This window comes from Streptomyces sp. NPDC004051 (genome assembly GCF_053604275.1).
In genome coordinates, this window is the sequence record NZ_JBSGHG010000034.1 from 56,386 (window position 1) to 79,495 (window position 23,110).

At 70.0% G+C, this 23,110-nt stretch carries 27 protein-coding genes and 4 pseudogenes; 12 read left to right on the forward strand and 19 right to left on the reverse strand.

Annotated elements, in window-relative coordinates; translation table 11 throughout:
• Window positions 1-143 precede the first annotated feature (143 nt).
• The 4 genes from ACWEQO_RS27480 to ACWEQO_RS27495 all read right to left on the reverse strand — a co-directional run bounded on the left by ACWEQO_RS27480 (window position 144) and on the right by ACWEQO_RS27495 (window position 2,916).
• Window positions 144-1,013, reverse strand: coding sequence for a F510_1955 family glycosylhydrolase (locus ACWEQO_RS27480; RefSeq protein WP_361454067.1), 870 nt, complete (start codon window positions 1,011-1,013; stop codon window positions 144-146).
• Between the two features lie 124 nt (window positions 1,014-1,137).
• The gene (locus ACWEQO_RS27485) at window positions 1,138-1,818 is read right to left on the reverse strand and encodes a DUF305 domain-containing protein (RefSeq protein ID WP_361454070.1); all 681 of its coding nucleotides are present in this window, start codon (window positions 1,816-1,818) and stop codon (window positions 1,138-1,140) included.
• Between the two features lie 93 nt (window positions 1,819-1,911).
• A complete protein-coding gene (locus tag ACWEQO_RS27490) occupies window positions 1,912-2,397 on the reverse strand; it encodes a hypothetical protein (protein WP_361454073.1) in 486 nt (161 codons plus the stop codon).
• Between the two features lie 231 nt (window positions 2,398-2,628).
• The gene (locus ACWEQO_RS27495; RefSeq protein WP_452985632.1) at window positions 2,629-2,916 is read right to left on the reverse strand and encodes a MerR family DNA-binding protein; all 288 of its coding nucleotides are present in this window, start codon (window positions 2,914-2,916) and stop codon (window positions 2,629-2,631) included.
• Between ACWEQO_RS27495 and ACWEQO_RS27500 the strand changes: the two genes are divergently transcribed.
• Window positions 2,834-3,097 (forward strand): hypothetical protein, encoded by a 264-nt coding sequence (locus ACWEQO_RS27500; RefSeq protein WP_452985652.1) that lies wholly within the window; start codon window positions 2,834-2,836, stop codon window positions 3,095-3,097. The two genes, ACWEQO_RS27495 and ACWEQO_RS27500, sit on opposite strands and share 83 nt — an antisense overlap.
• A gap of 33 nt (window positions 3,098-3,130) precedes the next feature.
• Here the strand turns inward: ACWEQO_RS27500 and ACWEQO_RS27505 are convergent, their stop codons facing one another.
• Window positions 3,131-3,706, reverse strand: coding sequence for a TetR/AcrR family transcriptional regulator (locus ACWEQO_RS27505; RefSeq protein WP_361454079.1), 576 nt, complete (start codon window positions 3,704-3,706; stop codon window positions 3,131-3,133).
• 77 nt (window positions 3,707-3,783) lie between these two features.
• On the opposite strand from ACWEQO_RS27505, the gene ACWEQO_RS27510 reads away from it, so the two are divergent.
• Window positions 3,784-3,960: a hypothetical protein gene (locus ACWEQO_RS27510; protein ID WP_452985633.1), complete on the forward strand. Its 177-nt coding sequence runs from the start codon at window positions 3,784-3,786 to the stop codon at window positions 3,958-3,960.
• The gene (locus ACWEQO_RS27515) at window positions 3,960-4,526 is read left to right on the forward strand and encodes a hypothetical protein (protein WP_452985634.1); all 567 of its coding nucleotides are present in this window, start codon (window positions 3,960-3,962) and stop codon (window positions 4,524-4,526) included. Before ACWEQO_RS27510 ends, ACWEQO_RS27515 begins: the two co-directional genes overlap by 1 nt.
• 56 nt (window positions 4,527-4,582) lie before the next feature.
• Here the strand turns inward: ACWEQO_RS27515 and ACWEQO_RS27520 are convergent, their stop codons facing one another.
• From ACWEQO_RS27520 to ACWEQO_RS27530, 3 genes and pseudogenes are all read right to left on the reverse strand, one after another.
• Window positions 4,583-4,903: a hypothetical protein gene (locus tag ACWEQO_RS27520; protein ID WP_452985635.1), complete on the reverse strand. Its 321-nt coding sequence runs from the start codon at window positions 4,901-4,903 to the stop codon at window positions 4,583-4,585.
• Window positions 4,904-4,915: 12 nt separating this feature from the next.
• On the reverse strand, window positions 4,916-5,080 hold the full coding sequence (locus ACWEQO_RS27525) for a hypothetical protein (protein ID WP_452985636.1): 165 nt from the start codon (window positions 5,078-5,080) through the stop codon (window positions 4,916-4,918).
• A 75-nt stretch (window positions 5,081-5,155) separates the two neighbouring features.
• Window positions 5,156-5,272 (reverse strand): annotated as a pseudogene (locus tag ACWEQO_RS27530) (multicopper oxidase domain-containing protein); the annotation flags it as partial.
• 263 nt (window positions 5,273-5,535) lie between these two features.
• On the opposite strand from ACWEQO_RS27530, the gene ACWEQO_RS27535 reads away from it, so the two are divergent.
• The 4 genes from ACWEQO_RS27535 (at window position 5,536) to ACWEQO_RS27550 (ending at window position 9,205) form a co-directional block, all read left to right on the forward strand.
• Window positions 5,536-5,829 carry a heavy-metal-associated domain-containing protein gene (locus tag ACWEQO_RS27535; protein WP_361454094.1) on the forward strand — a complete coding sequence of 98 codons (294 nt, stop codon included), beginning with the start codon at window positions 5,536-5,538 and terminating at the stop codon, window positions 5,827-5,829.
• 145 nt (window positions 5,830-5,974) lie between these two features.
• On the forward strand, window positions 5,975-8,122 hold the full coding sequence (locus ACWEQO_RS27540) for a heavy metal translocating P-type ATPase (RefSeq protein ID WP_452985637.1): 2,148 nt from the start codon (window positions 5,975-5,977) through the stop codon (window positions 8,120-8,122).
• 214 nt (window positions 8,123-8,336) lie between these two features.
• Window positions 8,337-8,615, forward strand: a complete 279-nt coding sequence (locus ACWEQO_RS27545) for an SHOCT domain-containing protein (RefSeq protein ID WP_361454100.1) — start codon at window positions 8,337-8,339, stop codon at window positions 8,613-8,615.
• On the forward strand, window positions 8,612-9,205 hold the full coding sequence (locus ACWEQO_RS27550; RefSeq protein WP_361454103.1) for a sulfocyanin-like copper-binding protein: 594 nt from the start codon (window positions 8,612-8,614) through the stop codon (window positions 9,203-9,205). Before ACWEQO_RS27545 ends, ACWEQO_RS27550 begins: the two co-directional genes overlap by 4 nt.
• 165 nt (window positions 9,206-9,370) lie before the next feature.
• Here the strand turns inward: ACWEQO_RS27550 and ACWEQO_RS27555 are convergent, their stop codons facing one another.
• Window positions 9,371-9,595, reverse strand: a complete 225-nt coding sequence (locus ACWEQO_RS27555) for a DUF3703 domain-containing protein (protein WP_452985650.1) — start codon at window positions 9,593-9,595, stop codon at window positions 9,371-9,373.
• 12 nt (window positions 9,596-9,607) lie between these two features.
• Complete coding sequence (locus tag ACWEQO_RS27560; protein ID WP_452985638.1) at window positions 9,608-9,880, reverse strand: hypothetical protein; 273 nt, start codon at window positions 9,878-9,880, stop codon at window positions 9,608-9,610.
• A gap of 216 nt (window positions 9,881-10,096) precedes the next feature.
• Here ACWEQO_RS27560 and ACWEQO_RS27565 point away from each other — a divergent pair, with 216 nt between their 5' ends.
• Window positions 10,097-10,318, forward strand: coding sequence for a hypothetical protein (locus ACWEQO_RS27565; RefSeq protein WP_452985639.1), 222 nt, complete (start codon window positions 10,097-10,099; stop codon window positions 10,316-10,318).
• 150 nt (window positions 10,319-10,468) lie between these two features.
• On the opposite strand, the gene ACWEQO_RS27570 is transcribed toward ACWEQO_RS27565, so the two are convergent.
• From ACWEQO_RS27570 to ACWEQO_RS27595, 6 genes and pseudogenes are all read right to left on the reverse strand, one after another.
• Window positions 10,469-11,044 carry a DUF1990 family protein gene (locus ACWEQO_RS27570; RefSeq protein WP_361454106.1) on the reverse strand — a complete coding sequence of 192 codons (576 nt, stop codon included), beginning with the start codon at window positions 11,042-11,044 and terminating at the stop codon, window positions 10,469-10,471.
• Window positions 11,045-12,377: 1,333 nt separating this feature from the next.
• Window positions 12,378-12,770 (reverse strand): annotated as a pseudogene (locus ACWEQO_RS27575) (helix-turn-helix transcriptional regulator); the annotation flags it as partial.
• Complete coding sequence (locus ACWEQO_RS27580; protein WP_452985640.1) at window positions 12,656-13,312, reverse strand: hypothetical protein; 657 nt, start codon at window positions 13,310-13,312, stop codon at window positions 12,656-12,658. The gene ACWEQO_RS27580 and the pseudogene ACWEQO_RS27575, both read right to left, overlap by 115 nt.
• Before the next feature lie 51 nt (window positions 13,313-13,363).
• The gene (locus ACWEQO_RS27585) at window positions 13,364-13,606 is read right to left on the reverse strand and encodes a DUF5302 domain-containing protein (RefSeq protein ID WP_109382042.1); all 243 of its coding nucleotides are present in this window, start codon (window positions 13,604-13,606) and stop codon (window positions 13,364-13,366) included.
• 656 nt (window positions 13,607-14,262) lie between these two features.
• Window positions 14,263-14,589, reverse strand: coding sequence for a lysoplasmalogenase family protein (locus ACWEQO_RS27590; RefSeq protein WP_361454115.1), 327 nt, complete (start codon window positions 14,587-14,589; stop codon window positions 14,263-14,265).
• 39 nt (window positions 14,590-14,628) lie between these two features.
• Complete coding sequence (locus ACWEQO_RS27595) at window positions 14,629-16,002, reverse strand: mucin-1 (protein ID WP_452985641.1); 1,374 nt, start codon at window positions 16,000-16,002, stop codon at window positions 14,629-14,631.
• A gap of 208 nt (window positions 16,003-16,210) precedes the next feature.
• On the opposite strand from ACWEQO_RS27595, the gene ACWEQO_RS27600 reads away from it, so the two are divergent.
• The 4 genes from ACWEQO_RS27600 to ACWEQO_RS27615 all read left to right on the forward strand — a co-directional run bounded on the left by ACWEQO_RS27600 (window position 16,211) and on the right by ACWEQO_RS27615 (window position 20,611).
• Window positions 16,211-17,230: a LacI family DNA-binding transcriptional regulator gene (locus ACWEQO_RS27600; protein WP_361454121.1), complete on the forward strand. Its 1,020-nt coding sequence runs from the start codon at window positions 16,211-16,213 to the stop codon at window positions 17,228-17,230.
• 128 nt (window positions 17,231-17,358) lie between these two features.
• Window positions 17,359-18,702, forward strand: a complete 1,344-nt coding sequence (locus tag ACWEQO_RS27605; protein WP_452985642.1) for an ABC transporter substrate-binding protein — start codon at window positions 17,359-17,361, stop codon at window positions 18,700-18,702.
• A gap of 78 nt (window positions 18,703-18,780) precedes the next feature.
• Window positions 18,781-19,761 (forward strand): carbohydrate ABC transporter permease, encoded by a 981-nt coding sequence (locus tag ACWEQO_RS27610; protein WP_452985643.1) that lies wholly within the window; start codon window positions 18,781-18,783, stop codon window positions 19,759-19,761.
• A gap of 7 nt (window positions 19,762-19,768) precedes the next feature.
• Entirely contained in the window at window positions 19,769-20,611 is an 843-nt protein-coding gene (locus ACWEQO_RS27615) for a carbohydrate ABC transporter permease (RefSeq protein ID WP_452985644.1), read from the forward strand.
• Window positions 20,612-20,692: 81 nt separating this feature from the next.
• Here ACWEQO_RS27615 and ACWEQO_RS27620 read toward each other — a convergent pair.
• From ACWEQO_RS27620 to ACWEQO_RS27630, 3 genes and pseudogenes are all read right to left on the reverse strand, one after another.
• Window positions 20,693-21,013, reverse strand: a pseudogene (locus ACWEQO_RS27620) (glycoside hydrolase family 6 protein); the annotation flags it as partial.
• Window positions 21,014-21,965: 952 nt separating this feature from the next.
• Window positions 21,966-22,514, reverse strand: coding sequence for a GNAT family N-acetyltransferase (locus ACWEQO_RS27625; protein ID WP_361454133.1), 549 nt, complete (start codon window positions 22,512-22,514; stop codon window positions 21,966-21,968).
• A 511-nt stretch (window positions 22,515-23,025) separates the two neighbouring features.
• Window positions 23,026-23,110, reverse strand: a pseudogene (locus tag ACWEQO_RS27630) (IS5/IS1182 family transposase); the annotation flags it as partial.

Sequence of the window (23,110 nt, forward strand, 5' to 3'; positions counted from 1 at the left end):
AAGGTTTGTCGCATGCCCAGGCTGCACGCGGGCGCTGCGGCGCCCGCGTGCAGCACTTCACTCTGGCTGCTGACCTGTCTCGCTGCTGTCGAAACGGGGCACGCTCAGCAGTCAGGTCGACACGGCAATCAAGATCGCTATGGTCAGTGACCGCCCGTCGACGTGACGTCCATTCGCTTGGTGAAGGTCTTGCCACCGTTCTTCGACTCGTAGACGCCGTCCTGTGTGGCCACCAGGACTCGCTCGGCGTCGACCGCGGTCAGCGCCTGCGGCTGGCCACCGGGGGCTGTACCCAGTTTCTTCCAGGTGTCCCCGGAGTCCGCGCTGCGATGGAGCGCTCCCGAGCCGTCGATTCCGTACACCGTGTCCGGCGCGCCCCAGGAGACGAAGTAGAGCACCGGCTCGGCACCGTCGGCAAAGGTCTTGCCGCCGTCGGTGCTCTTCGCCACGCCCGCTTCGGTGGTGGCAAGAAGCACCTGCGTGTCATCGGGGTTGACGGCGATGTCGAGGGCCGACAGTGTCGCGCGATCCTGCCACTTCACGCCGTCCTTACTGACCCGCACCTTGCCGTTCGTGCTGTCGTAGCCGTAGATGGTGCCGTCGGCGTACTCGAGCGCGTGGAAGTCGACCTCGCCGGACAACGACTTGGTCTTCCACGTCTTGCCTGCGTCGGTGCTCTCGACCAGTCCTTTGTTCGCGGGGCCCTCGGCATCGGGCGCCGGGTGTCCGCTGGCCAGGAACGTCTTGGCCTTGGCGACCGTGAAGCCCATGTAATCGTCGCGGCTGTCGCCGACCCGCTGCGGCTCGTTGTTCTCGCCCGGTGTGAAGACGCCTTCGTGGGTGGCGACGTACAGCTGGTCGTCGGCGGGGTCGATGCCGACTCCGTGGATGTGGCTGACCGTCGAAGAGGGCGACGTCTGGGCCTCTCCGGAGCCGCCGCCGTCCCCGGAACAGGCCGTCAGGGTAAGCGCGAGGGCCGCAGAAGCGGCGATGGCGAAGTACTGCTTCCTCATGGTGTCCTGTCAAGTTCGTGCAGGCCAGGCGGAAGGACGCGCCGGGCCAGGTGGGAGGGGCGGATGCCGTCACGGCCTCGGTGGGACTCGCGACGGCATCCGCAGGGTGTGGGTCGGATCAGGATCAGAGCCTGTCGAGGATCTTCCGCAACTGCTCGATCTCGACGGACTGGTTCTTCACCACGTCACCGGCGAGCTTCTTCGCTGTGGCGTTCTTGCCGTTCGCCCGCTCGTCCTCAGCCATCTCGACCGCACCCTTGTGGTGGTCGATCATCAGCTGGGCGAACATCCGGTCGAACTCGGTGTCCTTGGCCGCCTTGAGCTTCTCCATGTCCTCGTCGGACATCATCCCGGCCATCCCCGAGTGGTCCGTCCCGCCGGAACCATGGTCCATTCCGGGCATGCTCTCTTCGGCCGACTCCGGCTTGCCCCACGCCTTGAGCCAGGACTTCATGTTCTGGATCTCAGGATCCTGGGCCTTCTCGATCTCCTCGGCCAGAGTCTTGATCTCCGCGTCGGAGGCACGGCCGTCCGCGAGCTTCGCCATCTCCAGGGCCTGCTCGTGGTGGGGGATCATCATCTGCGCGAACATGACGTCGGCGTCGTTGAAGGCGCCCGGCGCCGGGTTCTCGCCCGCGTTCCGGGCGTTCTGGGTGGCGGACGCGGAGCTCTCGCCTCCGCGGTCCGCGCTCTTCGTGTCGTTTCCGCCGCAGGCGGTGAGCAGCAGTCCTCCTGCCGCGACGACGCTGACGAACGCGATCCGGCGGCGGTTCGAGCGGCCGAGGGCACGCTTGTAGACGGTCATGTGAAAGACACCTCGTATGGTCGGTCAGGTTTGCGGATTTCGTGGCACGAGCGGGAACGCGAGCGCACTGATACGCCCGCGTGACCCGGGGGCCTATATCCGCAGGACCGACAACTGGGCGAGGACTGTTCTGGGCAGCGGCGGATCGGGCCGCGCCGGCGCTACGGCTCGCCCGGGAAGGTCGGCTGCCCAGTCAATGCGGCCAACCAGCGCTGCGTACAGCAGAGCAGCGAACGCCCAGGTGCCGAGGACTGCCACGCAGAGCGCGGTCATGTCCATCCCCATCCCCGCGGGAAGGGGGTCCACCGACTGCGACGGGCCCACGATGGCGCTTGAAGCGTGCGCCTGCAGCCCCGATGACGGACTGCTCTCGGCGGAGTCGTGCTCCACTGCTGGGGCCGGCATGTCGATGTGCGCCGATTCCGCGGCGGTGGTGTGGCCGACGCCACTCATCCCAGAGCCTGAGGCATCCTCCGGATGCCCCAGGGTGTGCATGACGAAGACACCGAGTGCGAGCACGACAACCAGCAGGAGGTGCACCAGGGCACCGCCTGCTCGCAGTCGTCTGCTCGCGTCCATGTGGAACCTCCGTCTCCGACCCTACCGAAGCCATGGCGGACCCACCGGGAGAGGTGGGCCGTACAAGGCCCGGCACCGGCTGAGCCAGATGTCGTCTGCGCCGCAGGTGGCCGGGGTGGCGGTCGCGGCGCGGCCCACGAGGGCGCGCAGCGCTTCGCGGGTGGTGACGAGTTCGGCCATGCGCCGGTCGATGTCGTCCAGGTGAGCGTGGATCAGTTCGGTGACGTGGGTTCAGGGTGCATGGCCGTCGTCGCGCAGGGCAAGGATCGAGCGGATCTCGGCGAGTGTGAGGCCCGCGCGCTGGGCGTCGCGGACGAACGAAAACCGGGTGACGGTGTGGTCGGGGTGGTCGCGGTAGCCGCCCGGGGTGCGGGGTGGCGCAGGCAATAGACCACTGTCCTCGTGGAAGCGAAACGCACGACCCGCGCCGGAGCGGGTGACCGCCGCGCTGGGCGGACGAGCGGCTCGGGTGGAGCTGCTCGAGGTATCCGATGAGGCGGAGGCCGCCCGGCTGGGCATGTACGGGTCTTTGACGATCCTGGTCGACGGCGCCGACCCGTTCGCGCCACCCGGTGCCGCGCCGAGCCTGTCGTGCCGTCTGTACCGGAACGCCGACGGCACCGTGTCCGGTGTGCCGGACGACATCGCCCTGCGCCAGGCCCTTTCCGGGGCGGCGGTGCCCGGACCTCAACCCGCGTGACGAGATCACCTGCGCAGAGGCGCCGAGCGAGCGTCAGCCCTGAGGACGCAGACCCGTCAGGGTGACAGCGACGAGTCGCCGTACCGCGGCCTTGGACGGCAGCTCTCCCGCCCCGGCCAGTGCGTGCAGGCAGTACCCCGTCAGCTCGTCCGGCGTGACATCGTCCCGGACCTCGCCCGCCTGGACTCCCTCGGCCAGCAGGCCCCGGACGAAGTGGCGCAGATGCTGCTCGGCGCGGGCCGCATGGCCCCCTCGATGCAGGAGTGCCGAGAGTTCCGCCCCGTGGCCGTGCCGCTGCTGCTGGATGAACGCGTAGCGTTCCAGCACCGCCGCCAGCCGTGCGCCAGGGGTGTCGGAGCGGCCCCTGAGGTCGGCGAGTTCGTCGAGGTGGCCGGCGATCTGGCGTTCATGCCATGCAGCCATGATCGACTCGACGTCCGGAAAGTACTTGTACAGCGTGGCCCGTCCGATGCCGCTGCGCTCGGCGATCCGCGACATCGTCACGCCCCGCAGCCCCTGCTCGGCCACGAGTTCGACCGTGGTCTCCAGCACCGTGTCGCGTACGGCGCGGCGATGCTCCTCGATCGTCTCGTTCCACAGCTTCGGCACCCCAGCAGTGTACGTGACGACGACGTCTATACATAGTGACTTGACGTAGACACTGTGTATCGATAAATCTTGCCGACATGGAAGAAGAGACACAGCCCACTCCAGGTGCGCGGAGCAGCCGCGCGGCACCACCCGGCACCCCACGCTGGGTGAAGGTCTCCGGGGCTGTCGCCCTGGCAGTGATCGCCCTGCTCCTCGCCCTGCACCTCACCGGCAGCGGCATGGGGCCCGGTACGCACGGCGGTAGCGGCTGATGTCGATGCCGCCCGCCCTGCGCAAACTCGCCCTCACCGCGCACATCGCGTCCTCGGTCGGCTGGCTCGGCTCGGTCGCCGTCTTCCTGGTGCTGGCCGTCGCCGGCCTGACCGGCCAGGACGCCCAGCGGGTCCGTGGGGCATATCTCGCCATGGAGCTGACCGGCTGGTACGTGATCGTTCCCCTGGCGTTCGCCTCACTGCTGACCGGGCTCGTCCAGTCGCTGGGTACGCCGTGGGGGCTGCTGCGCCACTACTGGGTGCCGGCGAAGCTCGTACTGACCGTTGTGGCCACGTTCCTGCTCCTGCTGCACATGCAGGTGGTCGACCACGTGGAGGGCGCCGCGGCGCGGGCGAACCTGTCCGGCGGCGACCTCGGCCACATGAGGTTCCAACTCGTGTTCGACGCCGCTGCGGCCGTGGCGGTGCTGCTCACGACCACGGCCCTCTCGGTCTACAAACCGCGTGGCCTCACCCGGTACGGATGGCGGGTGCGGAACGAGGGGCGAACCGATCGGGCGGGTGGCGCCACCGAATCCATGGCGGTGCCACCGGCGCGCGCTTGACCCACCCACCCGTGGTCCGACCCGGCTCGGCGCCGGCGGCCCGGCACAGTCCGTCCTCAGGTGTGGTACCAGCGGTCGAGATAAGCGCGCAGGCCCTCCATCTGCGCGCCCCGTGCCACGTACCCGAAGTATCCGTCGGGGCGAACCAGGCCGTGGGAGACGTGTGGCCAAGGGCTCTGCGCGCCGAGCCGGTGGACGGGGAGCAGGTTCTCCCGGCCGCGGGTGACCGGGGCGAGCCGCTCGTCCGGCCAGAGGTGGGGCGGCCCGCCCGGCAATAGGTGATATCCCGGTCCGGTCGCTCTCGGCTGGAGGCCGCGCGGCAGATCAGGCAGCCGGTCCCCCGCCTTCGGGCCTCCCCCGGTCTCGGCTTCGCTCACCCGGGGGCACCCTCATCGGGATGAACGCGGACCCGTGCTGGAGGCGGGGCTGCGCCGGTAGTGGATGTCCAGCTCCGAGACCGTACGGAAGACGCGCCCGCTGTCGCCGTGCTCCATACCGCCGGACGGCGAGCCGCTGCCGGGGGCTGCGCGTCCGCCCATGTGCATCCCACTCATGCCATGCCTGATCTCAACGAAGACCTCGTCGGGGGTACCGGTGACGCCGTCGACCCAGTCGTCGACAAGGGCAACTCATTCGTCATCGTGGGCGAGGGTCCCCTTGGGGTCCTCGACGATCAGGGGTGCGTGCAGGCCCCGGCCGAGCTGGACGCCGACATGCGGGTGGAAGAAGTAGGTACCGGGGGCATCGACGGTGAAGCTTCCGGTCCCCTTGGCGGCTTAGCCCAGTGGCAGCCCGAACGGTCTCTGCCCACACCGCTCGCGGTGATCGCGAAGGTTCGCAGAAAGGGAAAACCGGGGCGGTCGGCCCGCATGCCCGCCTGCCCTGCTTCTGACAGCACCACACCGAGGGAATACCCCCAGGGGGTATACTGTTGCCGTGGGTCGAGAGGGGCCGGCAACCACGCCTCTCCCGTCGACGCCCCACGCATCCGCACTTCGAGGGAGAAGCCTTGACCACCGAGACGAACTCCGGCTCCTGCTGTGGCACCGGTTCCTGCGGCTCCGACGACACGGTCACCGTCCAGGGCGCTGATGTCACCACCGTCTACAAGGTGTCCGGTATGACCTGCGGCCACTGCGAGGGCGCGGTCTCGAAGGAGATATCGGCCCTGGAGGGCGTGACCGCGGTCCAGGCCGTCGCCAAGACCGGCGAGGTGACCGTCACGTCCGCCGCCCCGCTCGACGAGGGGACCGTGCGCGCTGCCGTCGACGAGGCGGGCTACGAACTCGTCGGCCGCGTCTGAGCGGTCTGCCGGACTTCCGGGCCCGGCAACACGAATTCTTTCCCGTGCCGGGGCGTATCGCTCCGCTGATACGGGCGCTGTGCGCCCCGTCCTTCCTCCACCGTCTCCGGCGGCCGCTGAGCACCATGGGAGAAGAGAAACGATCATGACGAGTCACGAGCACCACCACGACGCTCAGCGCGCGCTCCTCGACGACGCGCCGGCGGCCGTTCCCGCTGCCCACGCCGGGCATGCGGAGCATGAGACGACCGAGCACGACGGGCACCACGGGTCCGATCACGCCGGCCACGCGGGTCATGCGCACCACTCGGGTGGCGGCGCACACGGTGATCATGCAGGGCAGTTCCGGCGGCTGTTCTGGACGATGCTGGTGCTGGCCGTGCCCGTCGTGGCGTTCTCCGGCATGTTCGCCTCACTGATGGGCTACCGGCTGCCGCAGGCCGACTGGGCGACCTGGATTTCGCCGCTGCTGGGCACCGTGATGTACCTGTGGGGCGGTCGGCCGTTCCTCACCGGTGCGGTGTCCGAGATACGGTCTCATCGGCCGGGAATGATGCTGCTGATCTCGCTGGCCATCACGGTGGCGTTCGTCGCCTCCTGGGGCGCCAGCCTGAGCATCCTCGGTCACCACCTGGACTTCTGGTGGGAGCTGGCCCTGCTTGTGGTCATCATGCTGCTCGGGCACTGGATCGAGATGCGCTCGCTCGCCCAGACGACCTCGGCCCTGGACTCCCTGGCCGCGCTGCTGCCCGACGAGGCCGAACGGCTCGACGGCGACCAGGTCGTCACCGTGCATCCGGGTGAGCTGCGGGTGGGCGACACCGTCCTGATCCGGCCCGGTGGCAGCGTCCCCGCGGACGGCCGGATCGTTGACGGTGCGGCCGAGATGGACGAGTCGATGGTCACCGGCGAGTCCCGGACGGTACGCCGCGGCGTCGGCGACCACGTGGTGGCCGGCACCGTCGCCAGCGACTCCGGCCTGCGGGTCGAGGTCACCGCCACCGGCGAGGACACCGCGCTCGCCGGTATCAGGCGCCTGGTGACCGAGGCGCAGAACTCGTCTTCACGCGCGCAGCGGCTGGCCGACGTCGCCGCGGGGTGGCTGTTCTGGTTCGCCCTCGGCGCGGCTGTCATCACGGTCCTGGTGTGGGCCCTGCTGCTCGACCGATCGGATGACGCAGTCACCCGCACGATCACGGTGCTCGTGATCGCTTGCCCGCACGCACTCGGCCTTGCGATACCGCTGGTGGTGTCCATCGCCACCGAACGCGCCGCCCGCGGCGGAGTCCTCGTCAAGGACCGGCTCGCGTTGGAGAGCATGCGCACCGCCACCGCGGTCCTGTTCGACAAGACGGGCACCCTCACCAAGGGCGAGCCGACCGTCATCGCCGTCGAACCAGCCTCTGGACTCGCCGGCGACGAAGTGCTCGCGTTGGCCGCCGCGGCCGAAACCGACAGCGAACACCCACTGGCCAAGGCCATCGTCCGTGCGGCCCGCGAGCGCAACCTCGACATCCCTCGGGCAAGCGGCTTCACCTCGGAACCGGCCCTCGGCGTCACCGCCATCGTCGACGGCCGGACGGTCAGGGTCGGCGGCCCGCTGCTGCTGGACGAGGAGCACCAGCAGGAGCTCGGGGCAGTCGAGCAGTGGCGGGAAGAGGGCGCCATCATCCTGCACGTACTGCATGACGGTGTGGTGATCGGAGCACTGAAACTGGCCGACGAGATCCGGCCGGAATCCCGCCAGGCCGTCGACGCGCTGCACCAGCGAGGCATCGAGGTCATCATGATCACCGGCGACGCCCGAGCGGTCGCGGAATCGGTCGGCAACCACCTCGGCATCGACCGGGTGTTCGCCGGCGTCCGGCCCGAAGACAAGGCAGCCACCGTCAAGGCGCTGCAGGTCGAGGGCAAAACGGTGGCCATGGTGGGCGACGGCGTCAACGATGCCCCCGCACTGGCCCAGGCCGACATCGGCATCGCCATCGGCGCCGGCACCGACGTGGCCATCGCCTCCGCCGGGGTCATCCTGGCCAGCGACGACCCCCGCTCCGTCCTGTCGGTGATCGACCTGTCGCAAGCCAGCTACCGCAAGATGCGGCAGAACCTGTGGTGGGCCACCGGCTACAACCTGCTCTCCGTGCCACTCGCCGCCGGCGTCCTGGCCCCGATCGGGTTCGTCCTCCCCATGTCGGTCGGCGCCGTCCTCATGTCGCTGTCCACCATTGTCGTCGCCCTCAACGCCCAGCTGCTGCGCAAGCTCGACCTGCGGCCGAGCGCGACCCGCGGATGATCGGGACACGGCAACGCCGTTGAGTAACGACCCTCCCGAGCGGGGGCCTGGGCGAATGCCTCGGCCTCCCCCCGTCGGCGCCGGTATCCGGCCCGCGCCGGGCAACTGACGCCGCCCGGGCCGCTGCCGGCGACTCGCCCGCAGCGGCCCCTGCGCAAGGGCCGCTGCGGGCGCACGATGGAAGATGCATGGGCGCGCCTGGAAGGTGATCGTCATGATGTGGTACGACGGCGGCTGGGGCTGGGGCGGCTGGTTCTTCATGGCCGTCTTCATGGTGCTGTTCTGGGCGCTGGTGATCGCCGGCATCGTCGCGCTCGTCCGGTACCTCACCGGCACCCACCACGACCGCCAGTCCGGAGGGCCCTACTCCACCGGCGAGCCGGGATGGGGAAGCAAACGGGCCGAGGACCTGCTCGCCGAACGGTTCGCCCGCGGGGAGATCGACGAAGACGAGTACAAACAACGGCTCACGCTGCTGCGGGAGCACCGGTGAGCGCAGACCGCCGACGCGGGATGCGGCTGGCCATCGGCGGGGCGATCGCCGCGCTGGTGCTCGGCATCGCCAGCACTGTGCTGCTGGCCGCCACCGGCGCTTTCCGCAGTACGACTCCCACGGCGGCCTGGCGGGCGCCTGGTGCACGGTGCAGCGCGCCCGGCCTGCCAGGCCATGTGGTGGACGTGACTGCCGGCGACATGGGAACGGGCATGATGAGCGGCGGCCCCGGCGGGTACGGCATGCGCATGATGCGCCTGGCGCTCCAACCGTCCACGGTCCCCGCGGGCGTGATCTCGCTGCGGGTGTTCAACACCGGCTCCCTCGCGCACGAGGTGGTGATCCTGCCACTGCCCTCAGGCCACGGCACCGGGGAGCGCCCCACCGGTCCTGACGGGAAGGTCAACGAGGCGGGCAGCCTGGGCGAGGCGTCCCGCGGCTGCGCGGCAGGCGCCGGTGACGGCATCGCCCCCGGCGCGATCGCCTGGACCACGCTGCCCCTGCCTCCCGGGCGCTACGAGCTGGTGTGCAACTTCCCCGGCCACTACCTCGCAGGCATGTACGCAGAACTCGATGTCACCAGTCGGTAGCGGACTCCGGCAGCATCTGCCACACCCGCAGCGGCAAGGTCACCCCGAAGTACCACACCCCACGCATCACGCTCGTCCTCCAGCTCCGCGCCGAGCTGGAGGTCAAGACCCTCGCCGACCGCGGCCCTGGCCGCCCCTGGCAGAACGAAGGTTCTTTGAAGGGCGCTATGCCCCCGGGACAACCCCCGCGTCCCGCAGGAGCGCGGCAAGGTCGTCGGGGATGGGCACGGGGGTGGTGAGCCCTATGCGGGTGCGGCCGGTGTTGCCGGTCGGGTACTGGCCCGCCGCGGAGCCGGGGGCCGCGACCATCAGCCGCACGAACTGGCCGAGGACTTCGAACGCGTCGCGGTCGCGGAGGGCGAGGCGGAGCATCACCGCGTGGGTGCGGATGTGGGCGCCGGGTCAGGGCTGAGACAGGATGTGGGCGCGTTCGATGGCACGCCAGCGTTGGGGCATCGGCCCCGGCGTGCGGACGGTGGTCATCTCGGCGGTGCAGCCGGATTCGAACAGTAGACCGGACCCGATGCCGAGCAGGCTGCCGACCGGCTTCGAGTCGATCAGGTAAACCAGTCCGTTGGCACCGGTGACGACGGCGTCGAGGGCGAGGAAGCGGCGCAGCATGGTCTGCGGGTGGTCGGTGCGGGAGAGTGCGCCGAGCAGGGTGGTGGCGGACATACCGATCAGCCTCCGTCGAGGTCGAAAAAGCTGGTCAGGGGGCCGTGGCCCGGGCGGAGTGCGCCGCCCGGGCCACGGTGACTCCCACCTTGCCCGGTTCCGTACGAAGGGTCGCTTACCACTGAGGTAATGAGGCAGGTCAGGCCATGGATGCCGAATCGGGCCCGACCCGCGTGGCGGCCGCACGAAGGGCCGCGAGCACCGGGGCCATCGGCGATGTACGTCTGGTCGGACCACGTGCGGTGGAACCAGCAGGTGGAGACCCGGGCGGTCCTGGCCGCGGGCGAGGCGTGCCGTGCCCTGGTGACCCGGCAGCAGAGCACGGGCGGGGCCCGGCCGAGCATCCATTGGCCCCGGAGCGGTTCAGTCTCCCAGGGCGGGAAGTCTCAGAAGCGGTTCGTGAGTATTTTGGTGGAGGTCGGTGACATCAGCGGCTGACATCAACAGCGGCGTCCACGGGAGTACAGCAGCGCACAACCGCGGCGAACGAGCGGCCCACCGTCACCCTCCACCGTCACCTCGACGGTCGGCTCGCCCACTGACCGGGCCGGCCCCGGCTCGTCGCCCCGCACCCTGCGGGGCGACGGGTCACCGCACGCCCGCTCGACGAGCAGGCGACAGGGCACGCAGATAACGCCGCCGGAAGAACCGCTGCGCGACCAGCAGCACCGGGAACACCAGGCGCCACGGCCCATGCGGGGCGGCACGGGTCAGGGAACGGATCGTCAACGCGACCGTGCCGTCGGAGGACCGGTGGACGACGAATGCCTCCTCGCCGCTCACGGGATGGCCGGGCAGGGTGCCGTAGGCGAAGCCGCAGCGGTCCGGGGTGTCGACGACGGCGACGACCCGGACGGGCTCTCGCACCGCGAACGGACCGAACGCCGCGGTGATGCGGTACTCGGCCCCCTCCACGACCCGGCTCCCGCCACCCTCGCGGCCCGTCACTGTGAAGCCACTGCGCCGCTTGACGCCCCAGCGCAGCACCGCGTCCGCCGCGGCGTGCCAGTCGGTGTCCCCGCGCCCGATGACGACGGTACGGGTGTAGGGGCGCAGACCTGTGATCCCCACCGGCCAGGGCTCTTCGGCGGGCCGGGTCGCACCGGCTGGCCCGTAAGTGAGTTCGCCCGACGACGGGCCGCGTCTCGTACGGCTGCTGGGCATGGCGTTCCTGTTCGGAAGAGTGGATGGGTCATGAGTGATGTGCCCCGCCTTACCGCCCGTGCCTCGCCATCGCGCGAGCCGCAGCCCACCATCATGACGATCTTGAGCGCGAGATCATCGTCAGCGACAGTCAGCGCCTTCTTCACATGGGCGAGGGACGGGATGACCACCTTCTCACGTACGTGCTCCGGTTCTTGAACACCCTTCACAGGGTCATCCGCCATGGCTCCCTTGCCATAAGCGTCCCGCAGGACGGCCTTGAGAACACGGAATATGTTCACCTGGTTTCCATGACCGGCCCCGTCAGTCTCCAACTCGTCCAAGAAGCGTTCGACCACGATCGGCGCGACAGAGTTGAGCTTTCGCGATCCGAGAGGGGGAACGATGTGAACATTGACGGAAACGTCCACTTTCTCGCCCGTGGAGTACTCGGTCATCCGACGTTGCCGGGGCCGCCACTGCTTCGTGCATTCCGCGACGGTCTTCTGACCGAGTTCGCGGCGGGCTCAGCAACGGATGGCGCTGTCCTCTTTTTCTCCGCGCAGAGCTGCGTGCGACGCTCGATCGCGTCGTCCTGCGCACTGAAGCCGGTCTCTTCATGCTGCTCGCCGAGTGCATCCCTGAACCGAATCGTGTACGGGTGCGGGCGGCGGGTGGGCTTGGCACAGTCGCAGCCCTTGAAGAAGGACCCCATGCCGCGGGCAAGCTGTCGGGGCACGAATCAAACCTTCCGGGCAGGGCACCGGGCCGCGCAGCAAGCCCTGCCACGGGTGCAGGTCAGCGAGCCCGGACGCCCTCCGGCCTGATGCTGACCATTTGCCGACCCGGACGCGGCGATCAGGGCCCTGAGCTGCGGAAACACCCAAACGCTAGATCTTGGACTTGAATACCGTACGAAACACGAAGAAACTCCCGCTTTGTCTGCTCCCTGCCTGCTTCGCAGGTCAAGGGCGGTGTCCGCAGCGTACAACCAATCGCACATTCGGTCAGCTGCCGCCGGGTATCTCAGTATCCGCACTGCCCCTTTACTGACCTTTCCTGATGACCAATGAGCTTTTCCAGCCGACCACTGATCGGGCGATGGTCATGGGGTGCGCCACGCACGAGGCTCCCCTGCCGTTGAGGGAGGTTTTCGAAGTCCCAACCCACTGGTCCCACCGGCACAGGGAGATGCTCCTGTGTCGTGTCAAGTGACCTGCGGGAAAGCCTTCTCCTCACTGAGATCGTCGTAGGTCCTGACGTCGGACAGCGGGTCGAAGTCCAGCGACGCTGCCCGCGCGAGCCAGAACGGCGAGCCCGTGTCCGGGCCGAAGTGCCCGCCCAGTTCCGCCCGCGAGGTGATGCCGAGCCTGCCGTAGGCCCGGCACAGATGGTTCTCGACGGTACGGACCGAGACCGACAGCCGCCGCGCGATCTCCCCGTCCTCCAACCCGGACGCCGCCAGGGTCGCTGTCTGGTGCTCGCGGACGGTGAGTTCGAGTCGGCGTACGGGCGCCGAGGGGCTGGAGGGGACGGTCCCACCGGGCAGTTCCGTGCCGACCGTGGCGGCGAGATGGGCGCTGCACGCCACGAGTGAGATCCGGGCGGCCCGGTGCCGGCCCGCGTCCCGGCTCAGCTGGTGCGCCTGACTCGCGCACTCCGCTGCGAGGGGGAGCCGCCCGAGCCGGGCGAACCGGTCGGCCAGGTCGTCGAGGTGCGCGGCATCCCGGCCGACCAGGGCCCGCACGTGCAGTGCGCGCAACTCGTCGAGGGGCACCTCACCGCGACGCCGAGGGCGTCCAGCAGTTCGACGGCGACAGCCGCTCGGCCCAGCCGGGCCAGCAGGTGGAGGGCCGCCAGGGCCGTGGCCTTCCGCCCGGCGGCGGCCGAGCGCCGCGCCACCTCCTCGGCGCGGCGCAGGGCCCCCGGTACATCACCCGACCGGCCCGGGATCCGGGCCTCCTCCAGCGCGATGCGGTCCTCCGCGAGCGGGTAGCACGGTGTCCGACGGGCTGCGACGCGCACCTCGATCAGGATGCGGACCGCCTCTGTGTGCTGACCCGACTCGGCCAGCGCGCCCGCGAGCTGCGCCAGGAGCCAGGGCCGGGTGGTGAACCAGTCCTGGCCGTCCGGAGCGGCAGCGGCCCGCCGCAGCAGCGCGACCGCTTCCGGCAGCCGGCCGCCGGCCTCGGTCGGGCCCTCCCGCAGACCAGACCGCCGGCTGCGCCTCGCCCGCAACGCGCACACGGGCATGCGCACGTTGCGGGCCACGCCACCGGGCGCGCTCATGGGCGGCGCGCAGAGTGCCGGTGAAGCGGCCGGACCGCGGGACCGATCGACTCAGCCGCCGCTCTTACGCCTGAACGACCGCTGGCTCGCAGCCGGGCCGTGCGCCGCACGCACCTTCGACGCATTCGGGTTGGCGGCACCATCGGCCGCGGCCGCCTGCGCACCGCGCTTGCGCGCCAGGGCTTCACGGAACTTGCGCTTGAGGTCGTAGTTGCCGTCGCTGTCCGGCGCCAGAGGGGACGTCTCGGGGGCAGCCGGCTCCGAACCTTCCGTGGATACGGGTTCTGCGGTCATGGTGATCTCCTGGGTTCGGGGGTGGGCCAGCACAGCTTGTCATGCCGGGCGCAGTGCGCGGCGCCGGCACCATCATCCTGCTGTGTTTCGACGGGTGTCCCCCTCGCGGCCGTGGGCGTTCGCTTCGCAGGCGGGGGCACAGGACGGGCTTCGGGCCGGGCCGGGCCGAGGGTCGTCGATCCCGTGGACAGGAGATTCGCTGACGGGGCAACGGCTCTCGGCCGTTGCGACGCACGAGGGCGGCCTTGCGGACCTCGGCGGCCTTTCGGAACGTGCCACCGGCACCGCGGGCGGTGTCCTTGCTGGTCTGGAACAACCCCCACTCCTTGGAGAACAACCCCATCCCGTGGGCGAGCTGTCGAACCGCACATCAAGCCTTCGGAGCAGGGCGCCGGGCAGCACAGCAGTCCCCTGCCAGGGATGCAAGTCAGCAAGCTGGACGCCGTCCGGCTCGACGCTGACCCTTTACTGACCCAAACCCGGCATTCAAGGCCCTGAGCTGCGGAAACACCCAAACGCTAGATCTTGGACTTGAATACTGCACGAAACATGGAGATATTCCCGGTTCGCCTGCTCCCTGCCTGCTTCTTGCAGGTCAAAGGCGTTCTCTGGAGATTGCAACGATTCGCGTGGGCGGTCAACTGTCTCCGGGTGTCTCAGGACTCGCACCGACTCGATGCCGACTTCCTCAACGGGCCATCAGACGTTCGAGGACTCCGCCCAGCGGGATGCGCCGTCCCCTGCGCCGCAGGGGTGCGAACGCACGCGTCGACGAGGAGGAACTGAGCAACCACGCAGGTGGCCATCACCAGGACCTGACGGCTGGTGAACTTTGCCCCGGCCGCGCCGAGTTCGACCAGCAGGTCGGAGCCCAGGAACAGCACCCCGCCCCGCGCCGCCCTCGGCCCCATGACGCAGGCGGCGGCCGCCGTGGTCACCAGTGCGGCGCTGCAGGGAGCCACCGCCCGGGCCAGGAGACCCACACGTGGCAGCAGCGCCGTGCCCCCTTCCGCCCCTCGGTTTCACCGTGGGTCGGCGGCGGCCGCGGTCGTTGCCGTCGGACCGGGCCACACGGCCGAGGCGTCGTCCCGGCACGGGTCGGGCAGTCGGATCGGGCGGACGGGGACCGGGCCGGCACCGTGGTCGGTGACCGCCGTCCAGGGGGCGGGCCGACCGGAATAGCACAGCGCGGTCAGTGCGAAGGCCTCGTCGGCGTAGACCTCGACGTACTCGCCGACCGTGAGGATGCGCAATGCGCCGGGGGGACTCGACAGGACGGTCTGCGCCAGCACCCTTCCGCCGGGCCCGGTGACCCGGAGGTCCTCGCCGTCGCAGGCCACGGCCAGGGCGGCACGGTCGTCGCCCGGATCTTCGGCGCGCAGAACGACCTCGATGCGGCCTCCGACGTCGACGTGGCCGACCGCGTGCAGGGGGGCGTCGTACGTCTCCTCGCCGAGCCAGGTCTCCAGGCCCCGCCACCATTCCAGGCGGGGCGCCGAATCCGCGGACACGACCAGGGACTTGGGCTGGGCGAGCATGCCTCGGCAACGGTCGCCGGTGTCGGTGAGACCGACGCGGCGCGGGGTGGTGTGCAGCACGACGCGGGAGCCGCCGGGGGCGGCGACGACACGCGGGGCGTACGCGCCCGTCGGGCCGAGTGGGCCGCGGCGGGTCCACGGGCCGCGCAGGCGGGGCGCGGTCCACGCCTCGAAGCCCCGGGTGGCGCCGATGGAGCCGAGCAGCAGCCAGCTGCCGTCGTCGAGGCGTTCGAGGACCGGGCACTCCAACTCGTCGACGTCGCCGGGGGAGACGAGCGGCGGGTGGACGGTCCAGTGTTCCAGGTCGTCGGAGGTGGCCCAGGCGACGCAGCCGCCGACGTCCACGGGCAGGGAGGCGTCGGTGGCGCAGAGCACCATGAACCAGCCGTCAGACTCGTCGTCGCGTACGACGAAGGGGTCACGCCAGCCCATGCGTTCGCCCGTGCGGTACCAGCGCGGGTCGGCCTCGACGACCGGCCCCGTGCCGTGGCGGCGCCAGCCGGTGCCGTCGGTGCGCTCGGAGTACGCCAGGCCGACCGACTGCAGTGGCCAGCCGTCCGGGGTGAGGCCGGAGACGGCGGTGTAGAGCATCGCCATGCCGGTGCCGTGCGGGAAGGCGTGCATGGTCCACACCGCCTGCTGGTCGAAGCGGCCCGGCAGGCCGTTGCCGAAGGCGGTGCCCTGCGGCTCCCAGTGGACCAGGTCGGCGGAGGTGGCCCTGCCGTAGGAGGTCTCCATGCGCAGGTGGTCGAACTCGGCCGTCCACGGGCCCTGCAGGTGCAGCACGGTGTAGGTGCCGTCCGCGTGGCGCAGGAGGTCGAAGTCGTTCACGCAGAGGCCGGGCGGCGCGTATCGCATGGAACAGGTCCTGTCTGCCGACAGCGGCACTCAAACGTGTGCGCTGTGATCTTGCTGGTGGGAGTTCCTCTGGGAGTCAGCCGAAGTAAATCTGAACGCAAACGCTTGCGCAACCGGGTGGGCGGGTTTACGGTCTCGTCACTCCCCCTCACGCCGCCGTGCTGCCGGGCCCCGGCCACGCGACGTGCACCCGATCAAGGAGCGTTCCGTGACGGTCAGCATCACCGATGTCGCCGAGGCCACCGGGGTCTCGGCGTCCACCGTGTCCCGCGCCCTGCGCGGCCGTCCCGGGGTGTCGGAGGAGATGCGGGCGCGGATCGTCGCGACCGCCGCCGAACTGGGTTACACCGCCTCCCGCTCGGCCTCCAGCCTGGCCAGCGGGCGCACCTACACCGTCGGCGTCGTCGTCCCGTACGTCGGCCGCTGGTTCTTCGGCACCGTGCTGGACGCGGCCGAGAAGGTCTTCAGCGCCGCCGGCTACGACGTCCTGCTGTACAACCTCGGCTCACCGGAGGCGCGCAAGCGCTTCTTCACCAAGCTGCCGATCCGCAAGCGGGTCGACGCCGTGCTGTCCCTGCTGATCCCGGACCCGGAGGAGGCCGCCGCCCTGCGCTCCCTCGACGTGCCGCTGGCGACCACGGTCGGCGGCGCCCGGCCCGGCTTCACTGTGGTCGGCATCGACGACCGGGGCGGGGCGGAGAGCGCCGTACGGCACCTGGTGAACCTCGGCCACCGCCGGGTCGGCATGATCTCCGGGGCCAGCGAGCCGCTGCACTGGACCACGCCCCTCGACCGCCGGCAGGGCTACCTGGACGTGCTGGCCGACGCCGGGATCGAGCCCGACCCCGCCCTGGAGGCGGACGGCGGTTACACGGTCGAGGGCGGCGAGCGGGCCATGACCGGGCTGCTGGCGCTGCGCCACCCGCCGACCGCCGTGTTCGCCCAGTCCGACGAGATGGCGATGGGTGCCCTGCGCGCCCTGCGCAGGCATCGGCTGAGGGTTCCGGAGGACGTGTCCGTCGTCGGCTTCGACGATCACGAGCTGTCCGAGGTGGTCGGGCTGACCACCGTGGCCCAGCCGGTCGCGGCCCAGGGCCGGGAGGCGGCCCGGCTGCTGCTGGCGCGGCTGGACGACCCGGACGCCGGGCCGGCAGACCCCGTCGAGATGCCCATCCGCTTCGTCCTCCGCGAGACCACCGCTCCGCCGCGCAGCCGTCGGCAGCGGTAGCCCAACCGCCTCGTCGACCGCCCGCTTCCGGAGGGCCGTTCCCACCCGCCCCCCTACCCCGCCCCCACTGTCCCCGCACCCACCGCACACCGCACACCGCACACCGCACACCGCTCGGAGGCACCACCATGACCAACGGATCCAGAAGACACCGTCGTACGGGCCTGACCGCCCTCGCCCTGCTGCCACTGGCCGCGCTGGCCGCCTGTGGCGGCGGGGGCGGCGCCGGCAACGCCTCTGCCGAGGAGGGCAGCGGCAAGGGCACCATCAGCGTCTGGGCCCACCAGGGCCAGGCGAGCGAGACGGCCGCGCTGCAGAACGCCGTGAAGACCTTCAACTCCTCGCAGAGCGACGTCAAGGCCGAGCTGAAGCTGATCCCCGAGAACGACTACACGAAGACCATCACCGCCACCGACCCCGCCGAACTGCCGGACGTGCTGGAGTTCGACGGCCCGACGATGGCGAACTTCGTCTACAACGGCAAGCTCGCCCCGGTCGACGACCACGTCTCCGCAAAGACCCTCGACAACGCCACTGACGCCGTCAAGGCGCAGGGCGAGATCGACGGCAAGCACTACGGCCTGGGCATGTTCGACGCCGGGCTCGGCATGTACGCCAATAAGAAGCTGCTGGACGCGGCCGGCGTGAAGTACCCGACGCGGGTGGACGACGCCTGGACGGCCGAGGAGTTCGGCAAGGCGCTCGAGGTGCTGAAGGCCGAGGACTCCGACGGCAAGGTCCTCGACATATCGGAGCAGTACGGCCTGGCCACGGAGTGGGGCACCTTCGGCTTCTCCCCGATCCTCTGGTCGTCCGGCGGAGCCCTGTTGAAGGACGGCAAGGCGGAGGGCGCCCTCGACAGCCCGAAGGCCGTCGCCGCGATGAAGACCTTCCAGTCCTGGAAGACGTACGTCGACCCCAACACCGACGGCAACGCCTTCGCCAAGGGCAAGGTGGCGCTGAGCTGGGTCGGCCACTGGATGTACCCCGCCTACAGCGAGGCCCTCGGCGACGACCTCGTCGTGCTGCCGCTGCCCGACTTCGGCAACGGCCCCAAGACCGGGCAGGGCTCGTGGGCCTGGGGCATCGGGGCCGACAGCAAGAACGGCAAGGCCGCCGGGACCTTCCTGGACTACCTGCTGAACGACACCAACGTCGGCGCGATGACGAAGGCCAACGGCGCGGTGCCCGCCACCAGGACCGCGCTCGCCAAGAGCGAGCTGTACCAGGAGGGCGGCCCGCTCCAGCTCCTCGCCGACCAGCTCGCCCGGCCCTGCGGCGACAGCGACATCAACGCCTCCTGCGTCGCCGCCACCCGGCCGGTGACCGCCGGATACCCCACGGTCACCGCCAAGTTCAACACCGCCCTGAACTCGATCTACGGCGGCGCCGACCCGGAGGAAGCCCTGCGCAAGGCCGCCCGGGCCATAGACCGGGACTTCACCGACAACGCCGGCTACGAGATCCCGTAACCCGCAGGACGCATCGGCCGGGGCGGGCCGTCGGCGACGTACCGACCGCGCCCGCCCCGCCGGAAAGAGGACCCTCCCGTGAAAACGCACGCCGCGCCCCCTGGCCGGGCCCAGGCCGTCTCGTCCGCGCCCCCCGCGAAACCCTCGCGTCCCTCGCGCGGCAACCGTGACCGGCTGCACGGGCTGCTGATGTCCGCCCCGGCCGTCGGCGGGCTGATCGCCTTCGTCGGCATCCCGTTCGGCTACGCCGTGGTGCTCTCCTTCCACAACGTCCGCCTCGGCTCCCCGCTGGAACCCGCCTTCTTCGGTGTGGAGCATTACCGGCGGCTGTTCACCGACCCCGACCTGTCCGGCCCGTTCCTGCGGGCGCTGCTGAACAACCTGACCTTCGCCGCGGTCGTCGTACCGCTCCAGACCGGCCTCGCGCTGGCGCTGGCGATCCTGCTCAACCGCAAGCTGAAGGCCATCGGCCTGTTCCGGTCCTTCTTCTTCATGCCGGTGGTCTTCCCGATGGCGCTGGTCGCCGTGATCTGGCGGCTGATCCTCGCCCGCAGCGAGCAGGGCATGCTCAACTCCCTGCTCGACGCGGTGACGTTCGGCAACTGGGGCGCCTTCGACTGGCTCGGTGACAGCCTCACCGCGATGGGCTCGATCATCGTGCTGTCGGTGTGGCAGGGCGTCGGCTTCCAGATGGTCATCCTGCTGGCCGGCCTCCAGCAGATCCCGGGCGAGCTCTACGAGGCCTCCCAGCTGGACCGGGCCTCCCGCTGGCAGCAGTTCCGGCACGTCACCCTGCCCGGCATCCGCGGCACCCTCGTCTTCGTCGCGATGCTGACCTCGGTGCTGTCCTTCCGGGTCTTCGACCAGGTGTACATCCTCATCCGCGGCGGCGGCCTGGACGAGGACGCCACCCGGACGGTGATGTACCAGGCCGTCACCACGGCCTTCGACCAGAACGACATCGGGCAGGCCTCGGCCGTCACGGTGGTGTTCTTCCTGATCGTCGTCGCCCTGACGATCGTCCAGCGCCGCGTCGTCCGGCCCGACAACGAGGACTGACTGACCCATGGCCATGCTCCCTGCACCCCTGCGCCGCGTCCTCGACTATGCCGTCCTGAGCGTCCTGGCGTTCGTCTTCGCCCTGCCCGCGCTCTACCTCTTCCTCGGCAGCCTCAAGCCGTCCGACGAGGTCCTGAACGGCCTGTCCGGCTTCCTGCCCACCCACCTCTCCTTCGACAACTACGCGGCCGTCTTCGACAGCCTCGACTCCGACAGCACCGGTTACTTCTGGCAGTTCATGGGCGTGTCGGTGCTGCTGTCGTTCGTGGTGGTGACGGGCGGGCTGATCGTCAACTCGATGGCGGCGTACGGTCTGACGCGGCTGAAGTGGCGGGGTCGGAACGCGGTGTTCACCCTCGTCCTGCTGCTGATGCTGATCCCGTTCGAGTCGGTGGCGGTGCCGCTGTTCTACATGTTCAACAGCCAGCGCAACACCCTGTTCATCCAGGCGCTGCCGTTCGTCGCGAACGCCTTCGCCATCTACCAGTTCCACACGTTCTTCAAGAAGATCCCGCCGAGCATCGAGGAGGCGGCCCGGCTGGACGGCGCGGGGCCCTGGCGCACCTTCTTCGCGATCATCGTGCCGATGTCCAGGCCGGTGTTCGCCTCGGTCGCGATCCTCACCTTCCTCATCCAGTGGGGCTCCTTCCTGTGGCCCGTGCTGATGGTGTCCGACCCGTCGGTGCGGCCCCTTCCCCTGGAAATGAGCGTCTTCCAGGGCCAGCAGCCCCCGGACTGGGGGCAGATCCTCGCCTTCGGCGTCCTGCTCGTCCTGCCGGTCCTCGTCGTCTTCGCCTTCTTCCAGCGCTGGTTCGTCCAAGGAGTCGCCAGTTCCGCCGTCAAGGGGTGACCACACCCGTGCGGGGCGGCGGCGAGGACTCGGAACTCCTCGTCGCCGTGCCGCACGGGGCCGCGTCGGCCCACCCGGGTTCTACGGCAGCGGCGGGTGGGCGTTCTTCATCAACTCCTGGAACCGGGCGGAGAACCAGTGTCCGGAGATCGGGGTGGCGGGCAGCGCTTCCGACACGTTGTTCCGCAGGTTGCCGGGGTACGTGGGGGCGCACATCCGGTCGAAGTCCTTGTCCTCGTCATTCGGTAGGGCTTTGTCCAATCCGTCGGACTCGCCCGGGGGCTTCATCCACACGTAGGCGTCAATCCCGGGCTCCGGGGACGCCTGGGGCCGCTCGCCGAGTCCGGCTCCCGACTGGTTGCACCAGTTGCCGATGTGGATGCGGCGGTCGTAGCGGCCGCCGGGGCCCTGGCGGTACAGGAACTACTCCCCACCTATCCGCACCTGGCGAGCGGCGCGGTGCCAGCCGCGACGCAGGGACGGCCCGATCCGGTCGGCGACGCGCTGGCCTGCGCCGAGGCCACGTACACCGAGACAGGCAGCCGAGTGCCGCTGGAGTACGAGGCGTTCGTACGGATGGTGCAGAACCTCTCCCCAGGGCCCTGGCGTACGAGGAGGCGGCCGCGGAATGGCTGGACCTGTTCGAGATCGCCGTGCTCAGCAATACCTCCGCCGCCGCACACCGCCCGCGCCCACCAGCCCCCGACCGGCTGGCCACGTACGCACGGATCACCACGCCCCTGCGGGTGGTGGGCTTCGCCGACGACGTGCTGACTCCCGCCCACCTGAGTCGTGAGGTGGCCGCGGTGATCCCCGGCGCCCGTCACGCGACTGGCGGTCTTCCTGCCGGAGCCCGCCGCGGGCGGGTCCTACCCGCCGTACGCGGACCAAGTCACCTGGGAGGAGGGGCGATGCCCCGCTCGGACGTCGTTCTGTTCTGGAGCCCTCGGACGATGAACCGGCTTCCCGGTCCGGTCTCTAACATCAAGTGGGGGTGTGATACTGTCCGGGCCGGGCGGTGCTCGGTGCGCCGCCGGAGGCCGAGCGCATGGCGTACCTCCTCCCCTTCGCCGGGATGTTCGGGGTGCCCGTGGAGCGTGCCCTTCCGGGGGCGGCGGGAGCGGCCGTGCGCGCGGTGGGCCGCGGTTCGCGCCGCACCGGCGGCGAGCGGGCCGTCCCACTCGTGGTGTGGCGCTCCGAACACTTCCAGAGGTGGTACGCCACCCGGCTGGCTGCTCGACGCGCGCGTGGAGTGGCACGAGAGGGCCGCGGACGGAGACCCGGCCTGGCTGCTGACCGTCACGGTCTCGCCGGGTGATGGGGGCGCTCCGTCCGTGTGCCGCCTTCTGTCCGCTCAGGGGCAGGTCATGCTCATGTAGAGCGCCTGCTCGCCCTCGGAGGGGGTGCCGTCGTAGAGGGTGGTGTCCAGCCCGCAGAAGGCGAAGCCCATCCGCCGGTACGCATGGATCGCGGGCGCGTTGATGTTGGTGACCTCCAGCCAGAGGTGCCTGGCGCCCCGCTCACGGGCGAACTCCACCGCGAGCCCCATCAGCGCACGGCCGACCCCCCGCCCCCGGTGCTCTGGGGCGATTTCGATGTCCTCGACGGTCAGCCGGCGGTTCCACCCGGAGTACGAGACGGCGACGAACCCGGCCAGGTCGCCGGCGGCCCCGTAGGCGACGAAGGTACGGGAGTCCGCGTCGCCCCCGTCGTGCTCGTCCTCGGGGAACACCTTGGTCAGGGGCGGGTCCACCGCGATCTCCCTCAGGGCGAACCCGGCGTCGGCGACGGTCACCTGGAAGACCGTGGCGGTGGTGAAGGAGCCGTCCAGGGCCCTGATGGCCTCGGCGTCCTCGGGGACGGCGGTGCGGTACCGGTAAGCAGTGTTGTCAGCAGTGGTCACGGCACGACGCTAAGGCCGCTCGGACCACGACAGGACAGCCTTCGGCCGACCATGCCGACGCCCTCGGACCTGGTCCAGGGTCACAGGGCACGCCGGGCCGGTGGCGGTGCCGTGCGGGTGGATGACGTACACGTTCCGCCCCGCCACGACCGCGGTGGCAGTCACCCGGTCAGCAAGCCGGGACGTTCCCGCGCCCGATGCCGACCATTTGCTGACCTGAACAGTCTCACTACGCCTTTGACCTGCACAAATGCCCAGATGCCAGATCTTGGACTTGAACATGGTGCGCAACATCGGGGCACTCCCACAGGCGGGCCCCTTGCCTGCATTTTTGCAGGTCAAGGGCTATTTTCATACCATAAAACCAGGCGCATGTTCGGGCAGCATTCCCCAGGTTCTTCAGGACTCACGCTGACCACTTATCGACTTTCCTGACGCACTGTCAGAAAACTATGGGAGGGCTTCACCACTCTTTCGGACCTCACCGCGACGACGGGCCTAAGAAGTCATCTCAATTGGCGAGTCTGCGGTAGCAGATGAGGGTGCAGGCGATGCTCGTGAAGGCCAGGAAGTGCTCGGCCTTGCGCTCGTAGCGA

Bases quoted from the DNA above. Each gene is read 5' to 3' on its own strand.
- ACWEQO_RS27565 (WP_452985639.1), top strand. From the start codon at position 10,097: ATGTACGTCTGGTCGGACCACGTGCGGTGGAACCAGCAGGTGGAGACC.
- ACWEQO_RS27485 (WP_361454070.1), bottom strand. From the start codon at position 1,818: ATGACCGTCTACAAGCGTGCCCTCGGCCGCTCGAACCGCCGCCGGATC.
- ACWEQO_RS27605 (WP_452985642.1), top strand. From the start codon at position 17,359: ATGACCAACGGATCCAGAAGACACCGTCGTACGGGCCTGACCGCCCTC.
- ACWEQO_RS27540 (WP_452985637.1), top strand. From the start codon at position 5,975: ATGACGAGTCACGAGCACCACCACGACGCTCAGCGCGCGCTCCTCGAC.
- ACWEQO_RS27480 (WP_361454067.1), bottom strand. From the start codon at position 1,013: ATGAGGAAGCAGTACTTCGCCATCGCCGCTTCTGCGGCCCTCGCGCTT.
- ACWEQO_RS27515 (WP_452985634.1), top strand. From the start codon at position 3,960: ATGTCGATGCCGCCCGCCCTGCGCAAACTCGCCCTCACCGCGCACATC.
- ACWEQO_RS27525 (WP_452985636.1), bottom strand. From the start codon at position 5,080: ATGAGTGGGATGCACATGGGCGGACGCGCAGCCCCCGGCAGCGGCTCG.
- ACWEQO_RS27595 (WP_452985641.1), bottom strand. From the start codon at position 16,002: ATGCGATACGCGCCGCCCGGCCTCTGCGTGAACGACTTCGACCTCCTG.
- ACWEQO_RS27615 (WP_452985644.1), top strand. From the start codon at position 19,769: ATGGCCATGCTCCCTGCACCCCTGCGCCGCGTCCTCGACTATGCCGTC.
- ACWEQO_RS27490 (WP_361454073.1), bottom strand. From the start codon at position 2,397: ATGGACGCGAGCAGACGACTGCGAGCAGGCGGTGCCCTGGTGCACCTC.
- ACWEQO_RS27545 (WP_361454100.1), top strand. From the start codon at position 8,337: ATGATGTGGTACGACGGCGGCTGGGGCTGGGGCGGCTGGTTCTTCATG.
- ACWEQO_RS27560 (WP_452985638.1), bottom strand. From the start codon at position 9,880: ATGTCCGCCACCACCCTGCTCGGCGCACTCTCCCGCACCGACCACCCG.
- ACWEQO_RS27510 (WP_452985633.1), top strand. From the start codon at position 3,784: ATGGAAGAAGAGACACAGCCCACTCCAGGTGCGCGGAGCAGCCGCGCG.
- ACWEQO_RS27570 (WP_361454106.1), bottom strand. From the start codon at position 11,044: ATGCCCAGCAGCCGTACGAGACGCGGCCCGTCGTCGGGCGAACTCACT.
- ACWEQO_RS27580 (WP_452985640.1), bottom strand. From the start codon at position 13,312: ATGAGCGCGCCCGGTGGCGTGGCCCGCAACGTGCGCATGCCCGTGTGC.
- ACWEQO_RS27495 (WP_452985632.1), bottom strand. From the start codon at position 2,916: ATGCCCAGCCGGGCGGCCTCCGCCTCATCGGATACCTCGAGCAGCTCC.
- ACWEQO_RS27585 (WP_109382042.1), bottom strand. From the start codon at position 13,606: ATGACCGCAGAACCCGTATCCACGGAAGGTTCGGAGCCGGCTGCCCCC.